The sequence below is a fragment of the Gorillibacterium sp. sgz306347 genome, assembly GCF_059735245.1.
In genome coordinates this window covers 50,279-66,776 of sequence record NZ_JCAPET010000021.1, presented here as the reverse complement: position 1 = coordinate 66,776, position 16,498 = coordinate 50,279, and the positions used below count along the sequence as shown (strand labels likewise).

Sequence of the window (16,498 nt, the reverse complement as noted above, 5' to 3'; positions counted from 1 at the left end):
TAATACGTTCCTTATGTTACATTCCTTATAATACGTTCCTTATGTTACATCCCTTATGTTGCGTTCCTTATGTTACGCTTTTTATCTTTCCTTCCGCAACTTCCAGCTACTGCTTGCGCTTCACGGCCGCAAAGCGCTTTCGGAGCAGGTCGAGCGCCCGCTCGGTCTGAAGCTTCTCTTCCTCCAGCCGGTCCTCCACGCTTTTCGGCGGGGAAGCGAACAGCAGCGCGTCGCGGGGCTCGTTGCCGACCGCTTCGCTGATCCGCCCGTTCCGGGCCGCGTATACCCTTGTCATAGCTGCAGCCCTCCGATCCATTTGCGCATAAATTCAAATACCCGCTTGTTCTGGTTCAGAATCGCATCCATCACGCTCACCCGGTGCGTGAGAAACATCGCGCCGTTCCACGACGGTCCCGCCGGGAAATGGCAGGTCATGACGCGGTCGCCGCATTTGACGCACAGGTAGAACCGCCGGTTTTTCTGGCTGAAAAACACACTTTCCCGCTCGGCCCGGGCATGGGCGATCACCACATACGAGCGCGTGTTGTCCAGCGCGTAATAGGGCGGCACCCGCGAGGGGCGTCCCGCCTGCCCCGCGAGCGCAAGCCGGTCTCCGGCATCCCGGTACAGCGTAATGGCTGTGCAATCGTCGAAACCGCCGATAGGCTCCGACAGAAAGCCGCCGTACCGGCGCTCTACCTCGCCGCCCCGCAAATGGCCGATAAACGATTCCAGCAGCAGGCCGTGCTGGGAAACCGGAAGATGCTGAAAAACGGGAAGATTGCTTTCGATAAATTGATAAAATTGCTCATATTCGTCCAGCTGCCGATCGTACATCGCAAAGGTGTCTTCAAGCGGAAGCAGCAGCACGCCCCGGCGCAGCAGGTCGCTGAAATACTCCCGCCAGTTGATGGAAATCCCGAGGCCAAGCTCATCCAGGTACACGCCGCGTTTCACCAGATCGTCGAGAAAAAACCAAACGTACGGGTCGACATGCGCCGGAACCCTGCCCTGCGCCTTCAGCGCGCGGATCAGCTCCGCCGCCGTCGGATATTCCCCGGTCTCGCGCCGGTGCTGCTCGGTCAATTCCTCGATCGCAGGCTTCGCAACGGCAAAAAAGTCCCGTTTTACCGCGGTTTCGGCAAAGACGAGAATCGTTTTGTTCGTCTGCACGGCGCGCAGGTATTCCAGATGGGTCACGGTCCGGTCGGCTTCCGGGTAGAAGGTGCCGCCTTTGTCCTTGATAAACAGCAGAAAAATATCCGCTTCCTCCACCTTCTCCAGACAGCGCCGCACGGAGGTTTGGTGATTGTCCCACGGGCCGAAATTCCGCTCGTACATCAGCGGCTCATGGCCCAGCTCGGTTAATTCGTCAAATACGTTGCTCCGCAGCCGTGTGAATTCATCCTGCCCTACCGAGCTTATGAACAGTTTGGCTTTGGTCAGCGTGCTCCCCCCTTTCGGTTATCCGTATCGCCTCTCCGCTCCGCTTCCATTATACCCCTTCTCCCGCCCGGCTCCAAAAAGGTGCCAGACGCCGGCCGACTCCAGCAAACGATAAGCCAGGTACCCGATCAAGGCGCCCAGCGTGTTCAAAATCAGGTCGTCCACCTCTGCGCTGCGGTAGGTAAACAGCATTTGCGTTCCTTCGATCAGCAGGGTAAAGCCGAGACCCGCCAGCCCGGTTTTCCAAAAAGCTCGGAAGCGCGGGTATAGAATCGGCAGGAAAACGCCAAACGGCACGGTCAGCGCGACATTCCCCACGCTGTAGTAAACCGCCATCCGCGGACTCCGGCCAAACTGCCGGGCAAGCTCGCGGAACGGCTCCGTTTCGAGGTAAAGCCCGCCCCAATCCGGGACGGAAAAGGAGAACGGCGCGAAGGTCAAGTGATAGACCGCGGCCAGGTAAACAAACCAGGCGGCCCACAGAATTTCACGGCCCGCTTTGATCCGGCCCCCGTTTGCCGCATACCGTTTCCTTGCGCCGGCCCACCAGGCGATGGCCAGGCCAAGGACGGCGGCCGGAAACGGGAGGCTTCCGAACAAACCGGCAACGAGCATAAGGGCGATCAGCCCGAGACTGACGGCGGGCAGCCGTTGAGATCCTTGCCGGCGAAAAAGCGCAACGGCCGCGAATACAAGCGATGCAGGCAGCGCGACCGCCCATGCCGGCAGTTGGGCTGCGGCCGGCAGCAGGCCCGGCGGGGAAAGGACGACGGCTGCGGAACCGGCGGCCAGCAAAAACGAGAGTCTTCCTGTCCATGGTGCGGGTTTGCTCATTTTTGCGGCTCTCCTTTTTCAACTATGCGGCGTCTCCGCCGATTATTCGAATGCCGGAATGTCCATTACCAGATCCGGCTCATTGTGCACAAAGGTAATCTGAAAGCCTCCGCGCACGTCGCGGAGTCCAGGCTCGTCCACGGATGCCAATTCGCGCAGCAGCGCCTCCGATTCTTCCGTCAGTGTAAGCCCCGTGCCCCGGCAGGCGGGGTACAGCTTGCCGACGTCGCGGTTTTCCATTTCGAACTGGAGGGTAATCGACTTGTTGGACTGCATGCTGTAGTTTAAAATCCAGGCCCCGCTCTCCGAAAGAACCCGCTTGGCCTCGTCAATCGCCAAATGACGGTCGTACCGGGCGATCGCGTTGATGCGGATAAACGGTATCTTACTCATCCCTCTGCTTCATCCTTCTTTTGGTAACTTCCCCCTGTAAGACGGCGCATGCCGCGGAAAGGTTGCGGCCGGCTGTCCAGTCCGTCCGGGCAAGCCATTCCTTTCCCCACCCTCTGCCGTGGCCCGGAGTGTCCTTTTGCTGGACATAAAGTAGAAGCGGAGGCAGCGGCGCGGTCAGCCGCTCAATTTTCTTTTCTCGCTGCAAACGGGCTTTCTTTCATTTTAACCGATAACTATTTTCCAAACTAACATTATGTTGGCAGATTGTAATGGAGATATCCGTCTATTTTACTAGGTTATCGCGGTTTTCACACTATCTTAATTCCAAAATGGAATTATTTCTGTTATACTAAAGCTACACCTGGAAACGGAGAGAATGCCAAATGAAAAAGAGAAACCGGATCGACTGGAAGCTGCTCGGGCAGATTTTCTGGTCCTTTTTTAAGATCGGGCCGGTGACCTTTGGGGGAGGCTACGCGGTCGTTCCCGTCATCGAGCAAGAAGTGGTGACGCGCCGCGGCTGGATCGAAGAACGCGAAGCCGCCGATGCGCTGGCCGTCAGCCAATCGGTGCCGGGCTCCATCGCGATCAATTCCGCTACGTTTGTCGGCTATAAAATCGGCGGCGTGCCCGGCGCGGTCGCCGCGACGATCGGCATTGCGCTGCCGACTTTTTTTATCGTCATGGGCTTGGGCGGGGTCTTTCTCCTGATGCGGGACAACCCGAAAATAGAAGCGGCCTTTAAAGCCATCAAGGCAACTATCGTCGCTCTCATCGTTTACGCCGGCATCAAAATCGGCAAAACGGCCATCCGGGACAAAGCCACGCTTGCGGCCGCGCTGGTCACAACCGTTCTGCTGACGGCGTTTCCGATCAACCCGATCGCGGCGATTCTGGCCGGCCTGCTCGCCGGCATCGTGCTGGTCCGGGCCAAAACGGCTCTAGGCATGGCGATCCGGCTCGAGGAGGAGCCCCAAAAGACCCGGTATGTTTACAAAGACTACTTCATCGGAGACGGGATTTAGGAGGGGATTCGGGTGCTGTGGGAGCTGTTCCGCACCTTTTTTACAGTGGGGCTCGTCTCATTCGGCGGCGGCTACGCGATGATTCCGGTGATCGGAGCGCAGGTGGAGGCGCACGGCTGGATGACCCCGCAGGATTATCTCGACGTGACGGCCGTCGCCGGCATGTCGCCCGGCCCGATTGCCGTCAATACGGCCATTTTTGTCGGCTACCGGGCCGACGGCTGGCCGGGCGCCGTCGTGTCGGCCTTCGGCATGCTCCTGCCCTCGCTGATCCTGGTTATCCTCGCGGCGGCTTTTTTCTATCGGGTCTACAAGAACCGGACGGTGCAGGCGGCCTTTTACGGGCTGCGGCCGGTTGTGGCGGGCATCATCTTTTACGGAGCCATTCAATTCGCCTTGACCAGCGGTCTTCTCACCTGGGACGCAACCGCCGACACGGCCATGCTCGCCGTTATCTTCGCGGGTTCCTTGTTCGCGCTGATCAAGCTGCGCCTGCACCCGCTTTTTGTAATTCTGCTGTCCGGCCTTGTGGGAATCGCGGTTTTTACGTAGCTGACACGCAAACGAAAAAAGGAGCCTTCCGGCAGCCGAAATCGGCTGAGGAAGGCTCCTTTTCGCAAGGGGGGGCTAGCTAAACGGGCGCTGATACCGCTGCGAGTGCAGCTCGCACCCGCACAACGCTTAATGCATCGGCATTTGCGCTTTGTGCTGCACGATGACCCGTTTGATGAAGAACGAAAGCACCAGGCCGACGAGCGCGGCTCCGAGCGCGAAGATAAAGGCGTCCGACACGCCGGCGGTAAAGGCCGGAACGAAGTTGGCCGGGTCGAGCGGATTCGCCACGCCGCTCAGGTAATTCGTCTGGCCCGCCGTCATGATGCTGACTGCGAGAGCCGTCCCGATGGCGCCGGCGACCTGCTGCAGCGTGTTCATGATGGCCGTGCCGTCCGGATACAGATCCCGCGGCAGCTGGTTCAGGCCGTTGGTTTGCGCCGGCATCATGATCATCGAGATGCCGATCATCAGGCTGCTGTGCAGGACGATGACCAGCGTGATCGTCGACGCGGCCGTAATGCCGGAAAAAAAGAACAGCACCGCGGCCACAACCGCAAGGCCCGGAATCACCAGCCAGCGGGGACCGTATTTGTCGAAAAGACGGCCCATGACCGGGGACATCAGCCCGTTGATCACGCCGCCCGGCAGCAGCACAAGGCCGGCCTTGAAGGCGGAGAAGCCCATTCCGTTTTGCAGGAACATCGGCAGAATCAGCATGGAGGACAAAATGACCATCATGCAGATGAAAACCATCAGCAGCCCGACGACAAACATCGGATATTTGAAAACGCGCATGTTCATCATCGGCTGATTCATGGAGATTTGCCGGAGTACGAACAACACCAGGGCGATCACCCCGATGGCAATGGCGGCAATCGCCTTCGGGCTGTCCCAGCCTCCGCCGCCGGAATGGTCGCCCGCGCTGCTGAAGCCGAAGACGACGCCCCCGAAGCCAAGCGTGGAAAGCAGAATCGACAGAAAGTCGATTTTCGGCTTGGTCACGGTCGAAACGTTCTGCATGAAGAATGCGCCAAACAGCAGCGCAAGAACCAGAAACGGCAGCGACAGCCAGAAAATCCAGTGCCAGTTCAGGTTTTCGATCAAAAGCCCCGCGATCGTCGGTCCGATGGCGGGCGCGAACATGATGACCAATCCGATCATGCCCATGGCGCCGCCGCGTTTTTCCGGCGGGAAAATGACCAGGATCGTATTGAACATCAGCGGCAGCAACAGACCGGTGCCCGCCGCCTGCACGACGCGCGCGGTGAGCAGCACTTCAAAGCTGGGCGCGACCGCGGCGATCAAAGTGCCGGCGATCGAGAACGACAAAGCTGTAATAAACAGCTGCCGGGTCGTGAACCACTGGAGCAGCAGGCCGGATACCGGCACCAGGATGCCCAGCGTCAGCAAATATCCGGTGGTCAGCCATTGAACGGTGGATTGCGTAATGTCCAGCATGGTCATCAAATCGACCATGGCCACGTTCAGCGCCGTTTCGCTGAACATGCCGATAAAGCCCGCCAGCAGCAGCGAGATCAATATCGGAATGGTCTTGACTTGCTTGGTTCCCTCCGGTTGCGAAGGTTGTTGCATGGTTACTTCCACTTCTCCATCCTCCTGAATCCCATGTTTTTATTTTGTCTCTCTCTGTAAAAGCAGCCGTACATGTTTGGCAGCCGACTGGAGCGCATCCGTGCTCCGGTCGGTGGTCGAAAGGATAAGCGCGCCCTCCAGCAGCGAAATCAGCACCGCCGCGCTCTCCTCCGCCTCCGGCATAGGCCAGCCTTCCTCCCGCAGCTTTCCGGCAATAGCCCCCCGCCAGCCGGAGAACACCGTCTGGCAGGAGCCCCGCAGCTTCTCGCTGACGCACGAGGCCTCCGATGCGCTCCAAAAGTTGAGCGGCATCAATCCCTCAAACCGCGTCGCTTCCGCCTCCCGGGCGATCTCCAAAAGCAGCGATTCGGCGGCCGACGCCACCGAATCCGACCGCTCCAGGCATTCTTCGAGCTTACGCAGAAACGCCTGGTTGGTGTGCTCGATGCACTCCAGCGCCAGCTCTTCCTTCCCCTCCGGAAAATAATAATAAAGCGAGCCTTTCGGCGCCTTGCTCTCCTTCAGGATCTGGCTGAGTCCCGTGGCGTGGTACCCGTGCGTAAAAAAAAGCCTGGATGCCGTTTCCAGAATCGCTTCCCGCGAATTTGGTTTGCCCGTTCCGCCCACCCCCTTGATTATAACGATCGGTCTATAGATAGCTAACCACAAAGAAAAATAATTGTCAAAATAAATTCATTATTGTTTTTGTAAAGCTATTGCGTTTTTCTCCATGTTCTGCCTCCTTTTCTTTCGCCGTCATTTTTGCTATCTTGGTTGCGGGGACAACCCCCGTGTAAATGGAGGTAAATCTTATGCGTGCAGGCATCTACTTCATTCGTCTGAGATAAAATAGGCGCAGGTGCGAGGCCCGGTCTTTTTTGCTGCGGCAAAAGCCGGTTTCTTTGTGCTGCGCCTTTTTTCGTTCTCAACCACACGAATGAAAGAGGTGCTTTTTTGTCATGCCGTTATCTTCCATGCTTTCCGAGCCCGTTCTGTCGGCGCTCGTTTGCCCGTTGTGCCGGACCGGCTTCCGCCAGACGGAGGCTTCGCTCGCGTGCCGGAACGGCCATCGGTTCGACCGGGCAAGGGAAGGCTACATTCATTTGTTCCCTCGGGCCTCCATAACCAAATACGATGCGGAGCTGTTCGCTTCCCGGCGCACGCTTATCCGGGCCGGCCTCTGGGACCCGCTGCTTGATGCGCTGGCCGGGTGCATTGCCGAACGGCCGCAGCAGCCCCTTTCCGGTCCGCAGCTGATGCTGGACGCCGGCTGCGGAGAGGGCTCGCATCTGAACGGCCTCGTCCGGCGGCTGGCGGATCGCGGTACGGCCGTCTGCGCCATCGGGGCGGACCTGGCCAAGCCGGGCGTCCGCATGGCGGCCAAGGCTTACCCCGAACAAGCCTGGCTTGTGGCCGATCTGAGCCGTCTGCCGGTCGCCGACCATTCTCTGGACGTCGTTGTGAATTTGCTTTCGCCGTCCAGCTACCGGGAATTCGGCCGCGCCGCCAAGCCGGGCGGACTCGTTCTGAAGGCGGTCCCGAATGCGGGACATCTCCGGGAGCTCCGCGCCGCCCTCTATGGAACCGGGACCCGGCAATCCCGGGAAGAACCGGAAAGCCGGGTCCGTGAAATCTTCCGCGCCCGTATGCGGACGGCGGACGAACGGCGGATCCGCTACCCGTTTCCTGTATCGGCCGAGCTGCTTCCCCATCTGGCCCGGATGACGCCGCTTTCCTGGGGTTCCGGGAGCCGTTCTTTTGGGGCGGCCGGTTCCGATGAACCGGCGGAAGCGGGGGTCACCTCCGTCACCGTCGATGTGACGCTTATGATTGGATCGCTTCCTTGACCGCATCCGCCGCTGTCTGCGGCGGCGGCTCTCTTTAGACGGCTGGCGGAGGGGCTTATCATGCGGCCTTCCGCCGGCCGTTTTCTATCTGCCGCCCGTTATGCGCCCGATAAGGAAAAAGAATTTTCCCATCCGGCCGGAAACGGGTAGAATAGAAGAAATCCGCCGGATTTTCGCAGGCGGATGAATTCGACCGTAAAAGGATGGGCCCGATGAGCAAATACTGGAGCGAAGTCGTCAAAAGCATCACGCCCTACGTGCCGGGCGAACAGCCGCGCACGACCGGGCGTCTGATCAAGCTGAATACCAACGAAAACCCGTACCCGCCCTCCCCCTCCGTTTTGGAGGCGATGCGGCAGGCCGTATCCGGGGAGCTTCGGCTTTATCCCGATCCGACCTGCTCGAGCGTCATTCAGGCGGCGAGCGCTTCTTTCGCTGTCCCGGAGGATCATCTTTTTGTCGGCAACGGCTCGGACGAAATTCTGGCCTTTGCCTTCAAGGCGTTTTTCAATCCGGGAGACCCCGTTTGGTTTGCGGACATTACATACAGCTTTTATGAAGTTTACGCCGCCCTTTTTGAACTCGATGCCCGCAAAATTCCGCTGACCGACAGCTTTGACCTGCCGGTTGACGCCTATCTGAACCGGAATGCCGGGATTTTCGTGGCCAATCCGAACGCGCCGACCGGCAAAGGCGTGCCGCTTTCGGACATAGAGCGCATCCTTGCGGCCAACCCGGACAAGGTTGTGGTCGTGGATGAAGCGTATGTGGATTTTGGAGGCGAATCCGCCGTGCCCTTGATCGGCCGGCACCCCAACCTGCTTGTGGTCCACACGCTGTCCAAGTCCAGATCGCTCGCCGGTCTTCGGGTCGGGTTTGCGATGGGCCAGCCGCATCTGATCGAAGGCTTGAACCGGGTAAAAAACAGCTTCAACTCCTACACCATCGACCGTATCGCCCTCGCGGGTGCGGCGGAGTCGTTGAAGGACACGGAAACCTTCGCCCTGCACACGGCCATGATCATCCGCACGCGCGAAAGAACCGCCGGGCGGCTTCGGGAAGCGGGCTTCGAGGTGCTGGACTCGCAGGCGAATTTTGTGTTCGCCCGCCATCCCGGACACGAGGCGGCCGGGCTTTTTGCGGCGCTAAAGGCGCGCGGCATTCTGGTCCGCTATTTCAACAAGCCGCGAATCGATCAATTTTTGCGGATTACCATCGGCACGGATGAGGAAATGGACCGTTTTCTTGAAGCGGTCGAAGAGATTATGCGGTCCGGCGAAACGGACACCGCACAAGGAGGAACCCGATCATGATATCCGGCAAAATCAAAAAAAACCTGCAAGGCGCGTCGCCTATCCGGCTGATGTTCGAGCAGGGCGAAATGCTGCGCCGCCAGTTTCCCGCGGACCAGGTATTTGATTTCAGTCTCGGCAATCCGATGCTGGAGCCCCCCGCCGCCGTCATGGACAAGCTTGAAGAAGTGGTCCGCCAGCGCCAGGAAGGCAAGCACCGCTACATGAACAACGCCGGCCACGCCCAGGTTCGCGCCCGGCTGGCCGAAGCCGCCGCCAAGGAAACCGGTCTCCCGTTTGAAAGCCGGCATGTGATCATGACCGTCGGCGCGGCCGGCGGCCTGAACGTAACCATGAAGGCGCTGCTTAACCCCGGAGATGAAGTCATCGTATTCGCCCCTTATTTTGTGGAATACGACTTCTATATCGACAATCACGGCGGCGTGCCCGTTGTTGTGGAAACAAAACCGGATACGTTCGATCTCGACGTGGAGGCGCTCCGGGCCAAGCTTTCGCCCCGCACCAAAGCGGTCATCCTGAACTCGCCGAACAACCCGACCGGCGCCATCTACAGCAAGGAAACGCTCAACCGGGTGGCAGCGCTGCTTAAGGAAAAGGAAGACGAATACAAGTCGGCCATCTACGTCATTTCCGATGAACCGTATGCCAAAATCGTCTACGACGGCTACGAAGTGCCGAATGTGCTCGGCATTTTCCCCAACGCGATGGTGGTCAACTCCGTAAGCAAATCGCTTTCGCTGCCCGGCGAGCGGATCGGCTACATCCTCGTCAACCCGCAGGCGCAGGAAGCGGACCTGTTAACCCAGGCCTTGTCCTTCTGCAACCGCATCCTCGGCTTTGTCAACGCCCCAGCGCTGTTCCAGCAGGTGCTGGCGGACACCATCGGGGAAACGGTGGATGTGGAGGAATACAAAATCCGGCGCGACCGGATGTACGAGATTCTCCGGGATACGGGCTTTGAATGCTTTTTCCCGCACGGCGCTTTCTATTTGTTCCCCAAATCGCCGATTCCGGACGACGCGGAGTTCGCCCGTCTGGCGCTTGCGCAAAACATCATCGTCGTGCCCGGCAGCGGCTTTGGCGCACCCGGCTATTTCCGGCTTTCGTACTGCACCGCCCTGGAAACGATCGAAAATTCGCGGCCCGCATTTGAACGGCTGATGGCCGGTCTTCAGGGCTAGCGGCAGCCTTCCCACCGCTCCCCGTGCGCCTGCGTTCGCTTGCCTGCGGCCATCTCCTTCGGCCGTCTTCAGCGGGTGAGCCGCATGAATTCTTTGCGCTGAAAGCCGAACGACTCGTAAAGCCCGTGGGCGTCTTCGGTGGAAAGGGATATTTTGGGTACCGGCTTCAGCTCGGGATGCTCCAGAATGCAGGAAATCAGCCATTTCCCAAGCCCCTTTCCCCGGTGGGCGGGGGCGATGACGACGTCGGACACCCACGCGAACAGCGATTTATCCGTGATGACCCGGGCAAAGCCGATCATATTCACATTTTCATAGACGCCGAAGCAAACCGAATTGGCGATCGCCGTCGCCGTCGCGCTTCTCGGGCGGTCCGCCGCCCAGTAGGTTTCGGCAAGCAGCGCGCACACCACCTCGATGTCGATGCGGCGGATATCCGTGCTGATGGTATACGAATCCCGGTTCCATTCCATGGCCTCATCTCCTCGTGTGTTTCGTGTTCGTGTTTCGTGTTCCGCTCCCGGGAGCTCTTTACAGTTTACCTTATTTTGGGCAAAAAAAGGGCCACCTCTCTGCTTTACACGGGAAGCGTGCCTCTGAATCCGAAGCCATCGCTTTGTCCGTCCGCAATAAAAAAACCGTCCCCTTCCGGGAACGGTTTTTTTGTGTTTATGGGTCTGTCCTTCGATCGTGAGGCGGGCGACTGCCGGGACACGTTTATTGATGCAGCGCTTCAAGCAGTTTATAAACGGCGGCCGCCGTTTCGGCGCGGGTGACGGCGCCGTTCGGCCGGAAGGAGCCATCGCCGTAGCCGCTCAGAACGCCGGCGGCGATCAAGCGGTCCGCAAACGGAAGCGCCCAGTGGCCTTCCAGGTCGCCCAGCGCAAGAGGCGTATAACCGAAGACGGCGAAGGCGGCGTCCAAATGATTGACTTCCACCGTCACGGTGCCGGGTGCCGTGACGGTTCCGCCGATGTAAAGCCATTTCGCCCGGTCTTTGCTGTAATAATAGACGGCGGGCCGGCTTCCGCTATTCTCCAGCGCCTCCCGTTCGTACTGGAAACGGAGCGTTACCGGACGCTCAAACGTAGGGCCGGTTCCCGCGGCAAGCTCCGCCGCCGGGCTGATCCGCTGCCGGCCCGCGAAGGAAGTCGTTTCCCCGTCGGCGAGAACGGTCACCCTGAGCTCGTTATCCGCGTTCCAGACACCAGCGGGAATTTCAATCCCGACCACACCGGGGATCTCTTTGCTCACGGCCGAACCGGCCGGAACTCCGATAACGGCCGGTTGTCCGTCCGGGCCGCCCGCTTCTCCGCTCCCGTCATCGCTCCCGCTGTCGCTTCCGCCACCGGTGCCGCCCCCTGGCGTACCTGCGCCGGGTCCCGGCACGGGGTAGTAGCCGCCGCCGGACACAACCTGGACCGTCCGGGTCGCTTCCGCCGCCCGGTTTCCGGCCAGGTCGCTGACGTTGTAGCGCAGTGTGTATGTCCCCGGCGTCGAGGCATCCACCGAGCCGGTTACGGCTACATCGCCCGCAACGCCGACATTGTCGGAAGCGTCGGCTCCCGGATCAAGATAAACCGAGCCTGCCGTCAGGGTAACCGTCTCCGTCCCTTTTAGCGTGATCACGGGAGGCGTCCGGTCGATGCGGACCGGCACAAGAAGCTCCGATTGCCGCACCAGGTTATCGGTTGCCCGGAAACGGAGAACATGCTCCCCTTCCGCGCTGATGCTCCGCTTGTCGCGGGCCGTATAAGGGGCATAGCCCTCTTCTCCGCCGGCGGACGCTTCCAGTGCGACTTCGGTAATCGGGTCCGTATAAACCGCGGTATAAACGCTCACGGTAACGGTCTGATTGGTCCATTGACCGGCTGTGTAAGGCATGCCGTCAGCCGTCGCCAGTTCGCTGTGCAGCTTGACCGGCGTAATGCCCTCCAGCCCTTTTACCGTGACGGTGAACTCCTTCGAGGCGCTTGCGCCTCCCCGGGTAATGGTTGCCGTCAGCTGGACGGGCGTATCCAGAACCGGATACCGGAGCAGCAGCCGCCCGTCTGCGCCGAGCAGCGCCGGATTGGAGCTTTCCCATCGGATGGACGCTCCATGCTCTCCTGCGGCCGGAAGGTTCAGGTCGCCGGTTACGGCGCTCGTGTCTCCCAGGGTCAGAGCCGCCTTGGTATCGTCCACCGCCTGCTGATCGCTGTACGGAGCAACACGGACAAAGATCGGGTTGGAGTAGAACCAAAGGTCGTTATAATTGCGGGCATTGATTTGATCAAACCGCGTTTCGTTGTCTGCGGTCGTGTTTTTGACGTCCGGAAGAGGTTCGCCGTTTGCCGTCTCTCCGGGCACATCTGTGCCCAGATTGGTTCCCCGGAGGCGGAAATACTGATTCCGCTCGGCCGATCCCAATTTGTAAGTCATCACATAATAGCCTTCGGCGTCTTCCGTCCAGTCGGCGCTTGTGAACCGCTTCAGCACTTTGGCCGACTCGTTCGTGCTCTTCGTATAGGCCGCGGTTCCCGGCTGGGCCGGCCCGGTTATGTCGCCCGAAATCAGGTCGATGTGATCGACCTGCACGGGATCGCCGTTCCGGTTCGTTTCCGGGCTTTTGAACCGGATCGTCAGTTCCAGCCCGTCTCCTTCGGTCACCTGCAGGTCGCCGCCCATCTCTTCCGCTTGTCCGGCGCCGGCAATGCGGAAATCCAGTGCGTTGATCAGGTCGCCGTAAACGGAAAACGATTTGCCGGAACGCATGCCTTCGACAACCGCCTTCATGTCGGCCCCTTCGACCCAGGTGTGGTTTTTGGCGTAATCGCCCGGCCAGTAGCCGCTGGAATAGTTCCGGTCTTTGCTGATGTGGAAGTGAAAATCGGAGTTGGCAAAATTCCAGAACCGCCGCCCTTCGCCAAGCAGCGCGTCCCAAACGCCGCCAAGCTTGGCGACCATGACGTCCGTGCCGCCGTACACCTCGGGTACTTCCGCGCGGTCCGGCGCCATCTGGTTGCCGGGCATGCCTTCAAAGCCGAAGGCAATCTCCGGCGCGATATTGTTGAAATCGCGGATATCCTCGATTTTGAATTCGGAGCTTGTTCCTTTTTTGCGGGAGGGATGATTGATGATCATGTAGCTGTCGGGGTAGTTTTCTTTCAGCCAGGCCACCGCTGTGCGGGCGTCCTTCTTGGTGGAATAGGCCCGCGCGGCGGCTCCTCCCCATTCCGACACTTCCGCCGGATCGTAGAAGCTTTCGCTGCGGTTGGTGAACAGATATTCAAACGCGCGGATCGCCTTCAATTCTTCTTCCATACCCGGCTCATCCGGCAGGATGCCCACCCCGACATGGTCGTAAGCCGGCATGTCCCACTCAAACCCGGCGGTTATGATTTTATTCGGATACTTGGCCGCCAGCAGCTCTTGAATCCGGGGCAGCTGGTACAGTTCCATGCCCTTGGATAGCGGAACCGGCCCGCCCGGAAGGGGATTCCCCTCGTCATCCCGGCCCTCCATGCGCAGATGATCCGAGATGGCCAGCCAATCGAGACCGTTCTCGTCGAAGGCGTGCTCCAGCACGTTCGCCAGCGATTCCTGCGCATCGTCCGATTGATAGGTATGGGTGTGATATTCCCCCGTCATCCACCGGCCCGCCGTTTGCGGGGCCGGCTGCCCGTCCTCGGGCGCCGCCTGCGCAAACGGGGCGGGAAGGGATGCGGCCAGCAAACTTACGGTTAAAGCGATTGGAGAAAGCTTGTTCCATGCCGTTTTCTTCATGTTGACCCTGCCTCCACCCTGTACGAGATACGCTGCTCATCCCAGTAACATAGCAGCCGAGGATTAAAAGGGTGTAAGGAGAAGATGAAGATTTTGTTGAGACGGCCGGCTTAGGCGAAGCAATCAATCGATCTGCGTACTGCTCCGCCCGTTCCAGAAGCATTCCCGGCCGAAGCCGCTTATCCGTAGGAACGCGTGCCTGTGATGCGCCTGCTCACTTTTTGTCCCAGCCGGATCGTCGGCTGCTCCACGAAGCGGTAAAAGACAACCGCCGCGAGGACGGACATAAGCGGCACAGCCGCCAGGATGGCGCGAAGCGGCACATAGGCCTGCAGCAGATAAACAAAGGTTAGAAGAACCAGCGAATGCACCAGGTACAGGCTGTAGGAAATCGAGCCCAGCCGGACAAATGCTCGTCTGGACAGAACGCCGGCCACTTTGCGCGACGCGAGCGCCTGAAGGAGAAAAATCGCCACGCCCGCACCGATGCTGATATCGATGATTCCCCCGCTTAATTCCCGCACAAGGCCCGACTCCGCATACCGCAGCCGCCCCACCGCCGAAAACGTCCACTGCACCGTGTAAAGAAGCACGGCGGACGCCAGCAGCAGCAAGCGGGCGAGCATCGGCAGCCGCCGCATAAACGCGCAGCAGGCTTCCCTGTGTTTGGCCAAAAGCGCTCCGGCCAGAAAAAACGGCACGAAGTACAAGGTGGAGCCGACGGAATACAGCCATTCCGCCCCGGTCACCCGGACCATGACATCGCTGGCGATCCACCCCGCCCAAAAGACCGAAAACCCGCCGAGAAGCGTTGTTTTCCAGCTCAGCCTTTTGACCAGAACCATCAGCAGCGGAAAAAACAGCGAAATCCGCATCTCGTAAATCAGGCTCCAGGTGACCGTGTTCAGGCGGTGCGTATCGTAGCCGGTCATGAACAAATAGGAAACCAGATGCTCCCAGGTCGGCGGTCCCGCCCACATCCCCCGGAACCAGTCGCTGAAGAAATGCCCGTCCGTCCGCGCGACGGAGTAGAACAGCAGAACGGACAAGACTATGGAGGCGATATACGGGAGATAGATGCGGATAAACCTTTTGAGCAAATAGGGAAAATACGAAAACGGCCGGTCCTGCAAAAACGGCAGTGCCAGCACAAAGCCGCTCAGAACAAAAAACAGCATAACCGCTTCATGCCCCGCAAAAAAAAGATGCAGCGGCGAGTGCACGATGTTCGAGGTGAGCGAGCTGCTTTCGACGAGATACGATTTGGTCAGGTAAAAATACGGGATCACCAAAAAACAGTGATGCAGCACCACGGAAAAAGCGGCGATGCCCCGTACCGAATCCAGCACTTCGATTCTGCCCGAAGGGTTCATTGGCGCACGTCCTCCTTTTCCGAAGATCGTCGTTTGAGCAATATGCTCTATGAGGTTTTGGGGTACAGCTGGTCTTGCGTCCGGTGCACTGCTTATGGCCCCCATTATAGAGAATCTTTTCATCCGGCACAACCCGAAATATAAAGGAAGCCGCCTTCCGGCAGCTTCCTTTCCGTGTATGTACGCTCCGGTCACGGCTCCAAATCCTGAGCCAGCCGGATCATGTCGAGGCACGGAATTCCGTTCTCGACGATCTCTTCGTCATAGTGGCGGACAAAAAAATCGCGGTCCACCCCGGTGATGCGAAAGCCGCATTTTTGGTACAAGGCCAGCTGCCCGACGCCCGAATTGCCCGTTCCGATCTCCACCGTGCGATAGCCCTGCCGCCTGGCATTTTCCACGGCGTGCCGCACCATTTGCTTGCCCAGTCCCGCGCCCTGCCGGTTCTCCCGGACCGCCAGATTGACCAGCTCCGCCGTTTTGGGCCTCGTCGGCAGCAGCACATAAACGGCAGCGGCCGCCCCATCCTCCTCCGCCACCCAGCATTCGCCCCGCTTCAAATAATCCGCAACCATTTCCCTGGCCGGGTCCGCGAGCAGCAGCAGATCAAACGGCGCCTCTTCTTCCCGGCCCAGTTTGCGTATGTTCATCTTGATCTCCTTTTGGCAATAGAATTATAAAAGGTCCTCTAATTATAAAATCGCATCCCCGATGGAGGCTTCCAAAAGTCGGATATTCTTGTCCAGCGTGCAAGTATCCGCTGTTGCAGTCAACCCGACGAACGACCAGCGATCGGTAAACGGTCCCAATTTTTCTTTGATGGTAGGGGTGTTTTCGGGTTGCAGCTCCAAAAGGACCTCCACGATCCAGCAGCCCTCTATTTTCCAGTAGGGTTTTGCGCTTTCGAGTTGGAACGGAACGTTCCGACCGGAGAGCAAGGCGGCCAGAAGCGTTTTGGTTTCTTTTTTCCGATCCGCCTTTTATGTAAAATGAGCCGGTCAACCCTTTCGAGTCCGGAGCCAGCGTAACGAATGAAACCTCAAGGGTCTGTCCACTTATAGACGCGGAAAAAGGAGATGCGTGCAGCGATCCGTACTTCCACCGCCAGTCCTTTGCCACTTTGTCCAAAATCTCGCCTGCCTCCGCGCAAGTGACAGGCGACCGGAGGAGGTT

Annotated in this window: 16 protein-coding genes; 5 read left to right on the top strand and 11 right to left on the bottom strand. The window is 59.1% G+C overall.

The genetic code is table 11. The annotated features are described in order from the left end of the window. Positions 1-106: 106 nt before the first annotated feature. Genes AC6I6H_RS12855 through AC6I6H_RS12840 form a run of 4 tightly spaced genes read right to left on the bottom strand, consistent with a single transcriptional unit; the run spans position 107 to position 2,673 of the window. Positions 107-295 carry a hypothetical protein gene (locus AC6I6H_RS12855; protein WP_497954234.1) on the bottom strand — a complete coding sequence of 63 codons (189 nt, stop codon included), beginning with the start codon at positions 293-295 and terminating at the stop codon, positions 107-109. Next, positions 292-1,425 carry a DUF4062 domain-containing protein gene (locus AC6I6H_RS12850; protein WP_497954267.1) on the bottom strand — a complete coding sequence of 378 codons (1,134 nt, stop codon included), beginning with the start codon at positions 1,423-1,425 and terminating at the stop codon, positions 292-294. Before AC6I6H_RS12850 ends, AC6I6H_RS12855 begins: the two co-directional genes overlap by 4 nt. A gap of 39 nt (positions 1,426-1,464) precedes the next feature. After that, a complete protein-coding gene (locus AC6I6H_RS12845; RefSeq protein ID WP_497954233.1) occupies positions 1,465-2,280 on the bottom strand; it encodes a VanZ family protein in 816 nt (271 codons plus the stop codon). Between the two features lie 42 nt (positions 2,281-2,322). Next, on the bottom strand, positions 2,323-2,673 hold the full coding sequence (locus tag AC6I6H_RS12840; RefSeq protein WP_497954232.1) for a hypothetical protein: 351 nt from the start codon (positions 2,671-2,673) through the stop codon (positions 2,323-2,325). Between the two features lie 383 nt (positions 2,674-3,056). Here AC6I6H_RS12840 and AC6I6H_RS12835 point away from each other — a divergent pair, with 383 nt between their 5' ends. Together AC6I6H_RS12835 and AC6I6H_RS12830 are read left to right on the top strand one after the other, a co-directional pair. Continuing rightward, positions 3,057-3,698 carry a chromate transporter gene (locus AC6I6H_RS12835; protein WP_497954231.1) on the top strand — a complete coding sequence of 214 codons (642 nt, stop codon included), beginning with the start codon at positions 3,057-3,059 and terminating at the stop codon, positions 3,696-3,698. A gap of 12 nt (positions 3,699-3,710) precedes the next feature. Continuing rightward, positions 3,711-4,250 carry a chromate transporter gene (locus tag AC6I6H_RS12830; RefSeq protein WP_497954230.1) on the top strand — a complete coding sequence of 180 codons (540 nt, stop codon included), beginning with the start codon at positions 3,711-3,713 and terminating at the stop codon, positions 4,248-4,250. Positions 4,251-4,379: 129 nt separating this feature from the next. On the opposite strand, the gene AC6I6H_RS12825 is transcribed toward AC6I6H_RS12830, so the two are convergent. Both AC6I6H_RS12825 and AC6I6H_RS12820 read right to left on the bottom strand, forming a co-directional pair. Further along, positions 4,380-5,846: a DHA2 family efflux MFS transporter permease subunit gene (locus tag AC6I6H_RS12825; protein WP_497954266.1), complete on the bottom strand. Its 1,467-nt coding sequence runs from the start codon at positions 5,844-5,846 to the stop codon at positions 4,380-4,382. Positions 5,847-5,885: 39 nt separating this feature from the next. Beyond that, positions 5,886-6,473: a TetR/AcrR family transcriptional regulator gene (locus tag AC6I6H_RS12820; protein ID WP_497954229.1), complete on the bottom strand. Its 588-nt coding sequence runs from the start codon at positions 6,471-6,473 to the stop codon at positions 5,886-5,888. A 332-nt stretch (positions 6,474-6,805) separates the two neighbouring features. On the opposite strand from AC6I6H_RS12820, the gene AC6I6H_RS12815 reads away from it, so the two are divergent. The 3 genes from AC6I6H_RS12815 (at position 6,806) to AC6I6H_RS12805 (ending at position 10,187) form a co-directional block, all read left to right on the top strand. Beyond that, a complete protein-coding gene (locus AC6I6H_RS12815) occupies positions 6,806-7,693 on the top strand; it encodes a putative RNA methyltransferase (RefSeq protein ID WP_497954228.1) in 888 nt (295 codons plus the stop codon). A gap of 212 nt (positions 7,694-7,905) precedes the next feature. Continuing rightward, the gene (hisC, locus tag AC6I6H_RS12810) at positions 7,906-9,006 is read left to right on the top strand and encodes a histidinol-phosphate transaminase (RefSeq protein WP_497954227.1); all 1,101 of its coding nucleotides are present in this window, start codon (positions 7,906-7,908) and stop codon (positions 9,004-9,006) included. After that, positions 9,003-10,187 (top strand): pyridoxal phosphate-dependent aminotransferase, encoded by a 1,185-nt coding sequence (locus tag AC6I6H_RS12805; protein WP_497954226.1) that lies wholly within the window; start codon positions 9,003-9,005, stop codon positions 10,185-10,187. The genes hisC and AC6I6H_RS12805 overlap by 4 nt, the downstream gene beginning before the upstream one ends. Before the next feature lie 68 nt (positions 10,188-10,255). Here the strand turns inward: AC6I6H_RS12805 and AC6I6H_RS12800 are convergent, their stop codons facing one another. The 5 genes from AC6I6H_RS12800 to AC6I6H_RS12780 form a co-directional block, all read right to left on the bottom strand. Beyond that, positions 10,256-10,660, bottom strand: coding sequence for a GNAT family N-acetyltransferase (locus tag AC6I6H_RS12800; protein WP_497954225.1), 405 nt, complete (start codon positions 10,658-10,660; stop codon positions 10,256-10,258). A 244-nt stretch (positions 10,661-10,904) separates the two neighbouring features. Further along, positions 10,905-13,952, bottom strand: coding sequence for an immunoglobulin-like domain-containing protein (locus tag AC6I6H_RS12795; RefSeq protein WP_497954224.1), 3,048 nt, complete (start codon positions 13,950-13,952; stop codon positions 10,905-10,907). A 179-nt stretch (positions 13,953-14,131) separates the two neighbouring features. Continuing rightward, a complete protein-coding gene (locus AC6I6H_RS12790; protein WP_497954223.1) occupies positions 14,132-15,325 on the bottom strand; it encodes an acyltransferase family protein in 1,194 nt (397 codons plus the stop codon). A 191-nt stretch (positions 15,326-15,516) separates the two neighbouring features. Further along, positions 15,517-15,975: a GNAT family N-acetyltransferase gene (locus AC6I6H_RS12785; protein WP_497954222.1), complete on the bottom strand. Its 459-nt coding sequence runs from the start codon at positions 15,973-15,975 to the stop codon at positions 15,517-15,519. Positions 15,976-16,017: 42 nt separating this feature from the next. After that, positions 16,018-16,176: a hypothetical protein gene (locus AC6I6H_RS12780; protein ID WP_497954221.1), complete on the bottom strand. Its 159-nt coding sequence runs from the start codon at positions 16,174-16,176 to the stop codon at positions 16,018-16,020. Positions 16,177-16,498 lie beyond the last annotated feature (322 nt).

Bases quoted from the DNA above. Each gene is read 5' to 3' on its own strand.
- AC6I6H_RS12845 (WP_497954233.1), bottom strand. From the start codon at position 2,280: ATGAGCAAACCCGCACCATGGACAGGAAGACTCTCGTTTTTGCTGGCC.
- AC6I6H_RS12855 (WP_497954234.1), bottom strand. From the start codon at position 295: ATGACAAGGGTATACGCGGCCCGGAACGGGCGGATCAGCGAAGCGGTC.
- AC6I6H_RS12795 (WP_497954224.1), bottom strand. From the start codon at position 13,952: ATGAAGAAAACGGCATGGAACAAGCTTTCTCCAATCGCTTTAACCGTA.
- AC6I6H_RS12805 (WP_497954226.1), top strand. From the start codon at position 9,003: ATGATATCCGGCAAAATCAAAAAAAACCTGCAAGGCGCGTCGCCTATC.
- AC6I6H_RS12840 (WP_497954232.1), bottom strand. From the start codon at position 2,673: ATGAGTAAGATACCGTTTATCCGCATCAACGCGATCGCCCGGTACGAC.
- AC6I6H_RS12825 (WP_497954266.1), bottom strand. From the start codon at position 5,846: ATGCAACAACCTTCGCAACCGGAGGGAACCAAGCAAGTCAAGACCATT.
- hisC (WP_497954227.1), top strand. From the start codon at position 7,906: ATGAGCAAATACTGGAGCGAAGTCGTCAAAAGCATCACGCCCTACGTG.
- AC6I6H_RS12815 (WP_497954228.1), top strand. From the start codon at position 6,806: ATGCCGTTATCTTCCATGCTTTCCGAGCCCGTTCTGTCGGCGCTCGTT.
- AC6I6H_RS12790 (WP_497954223.1), bottom strand. From the start codon at position 15,325: ATGAACCCTTCGGGCAGAATCGAAGTGCTGGATTCGGTACGGGGCATC.
- AC6I6H_RS12835 (WP_497954231.1), top strand. From the start codon at position 3,057: ATGAAAAAGAGAAACCGGATCGACTGGAAGCTGCTCGGGCAGATTTTC.
- AC6I6H_RS12800 (WP_497954225.1), bottom strand. From the start codon at position 10,660: ATGGAATGGAACCGGGATTCGTATACCATCAGCACGGATATCCGCCGC.
- AC6I6H_RS12785 (WP_497954222.1), bottom strand. From the start codon at position 15,975: ATGAACATACGCAAACTGGGCCGGGAAGAAGAGGCGCCGTTTGATCTG.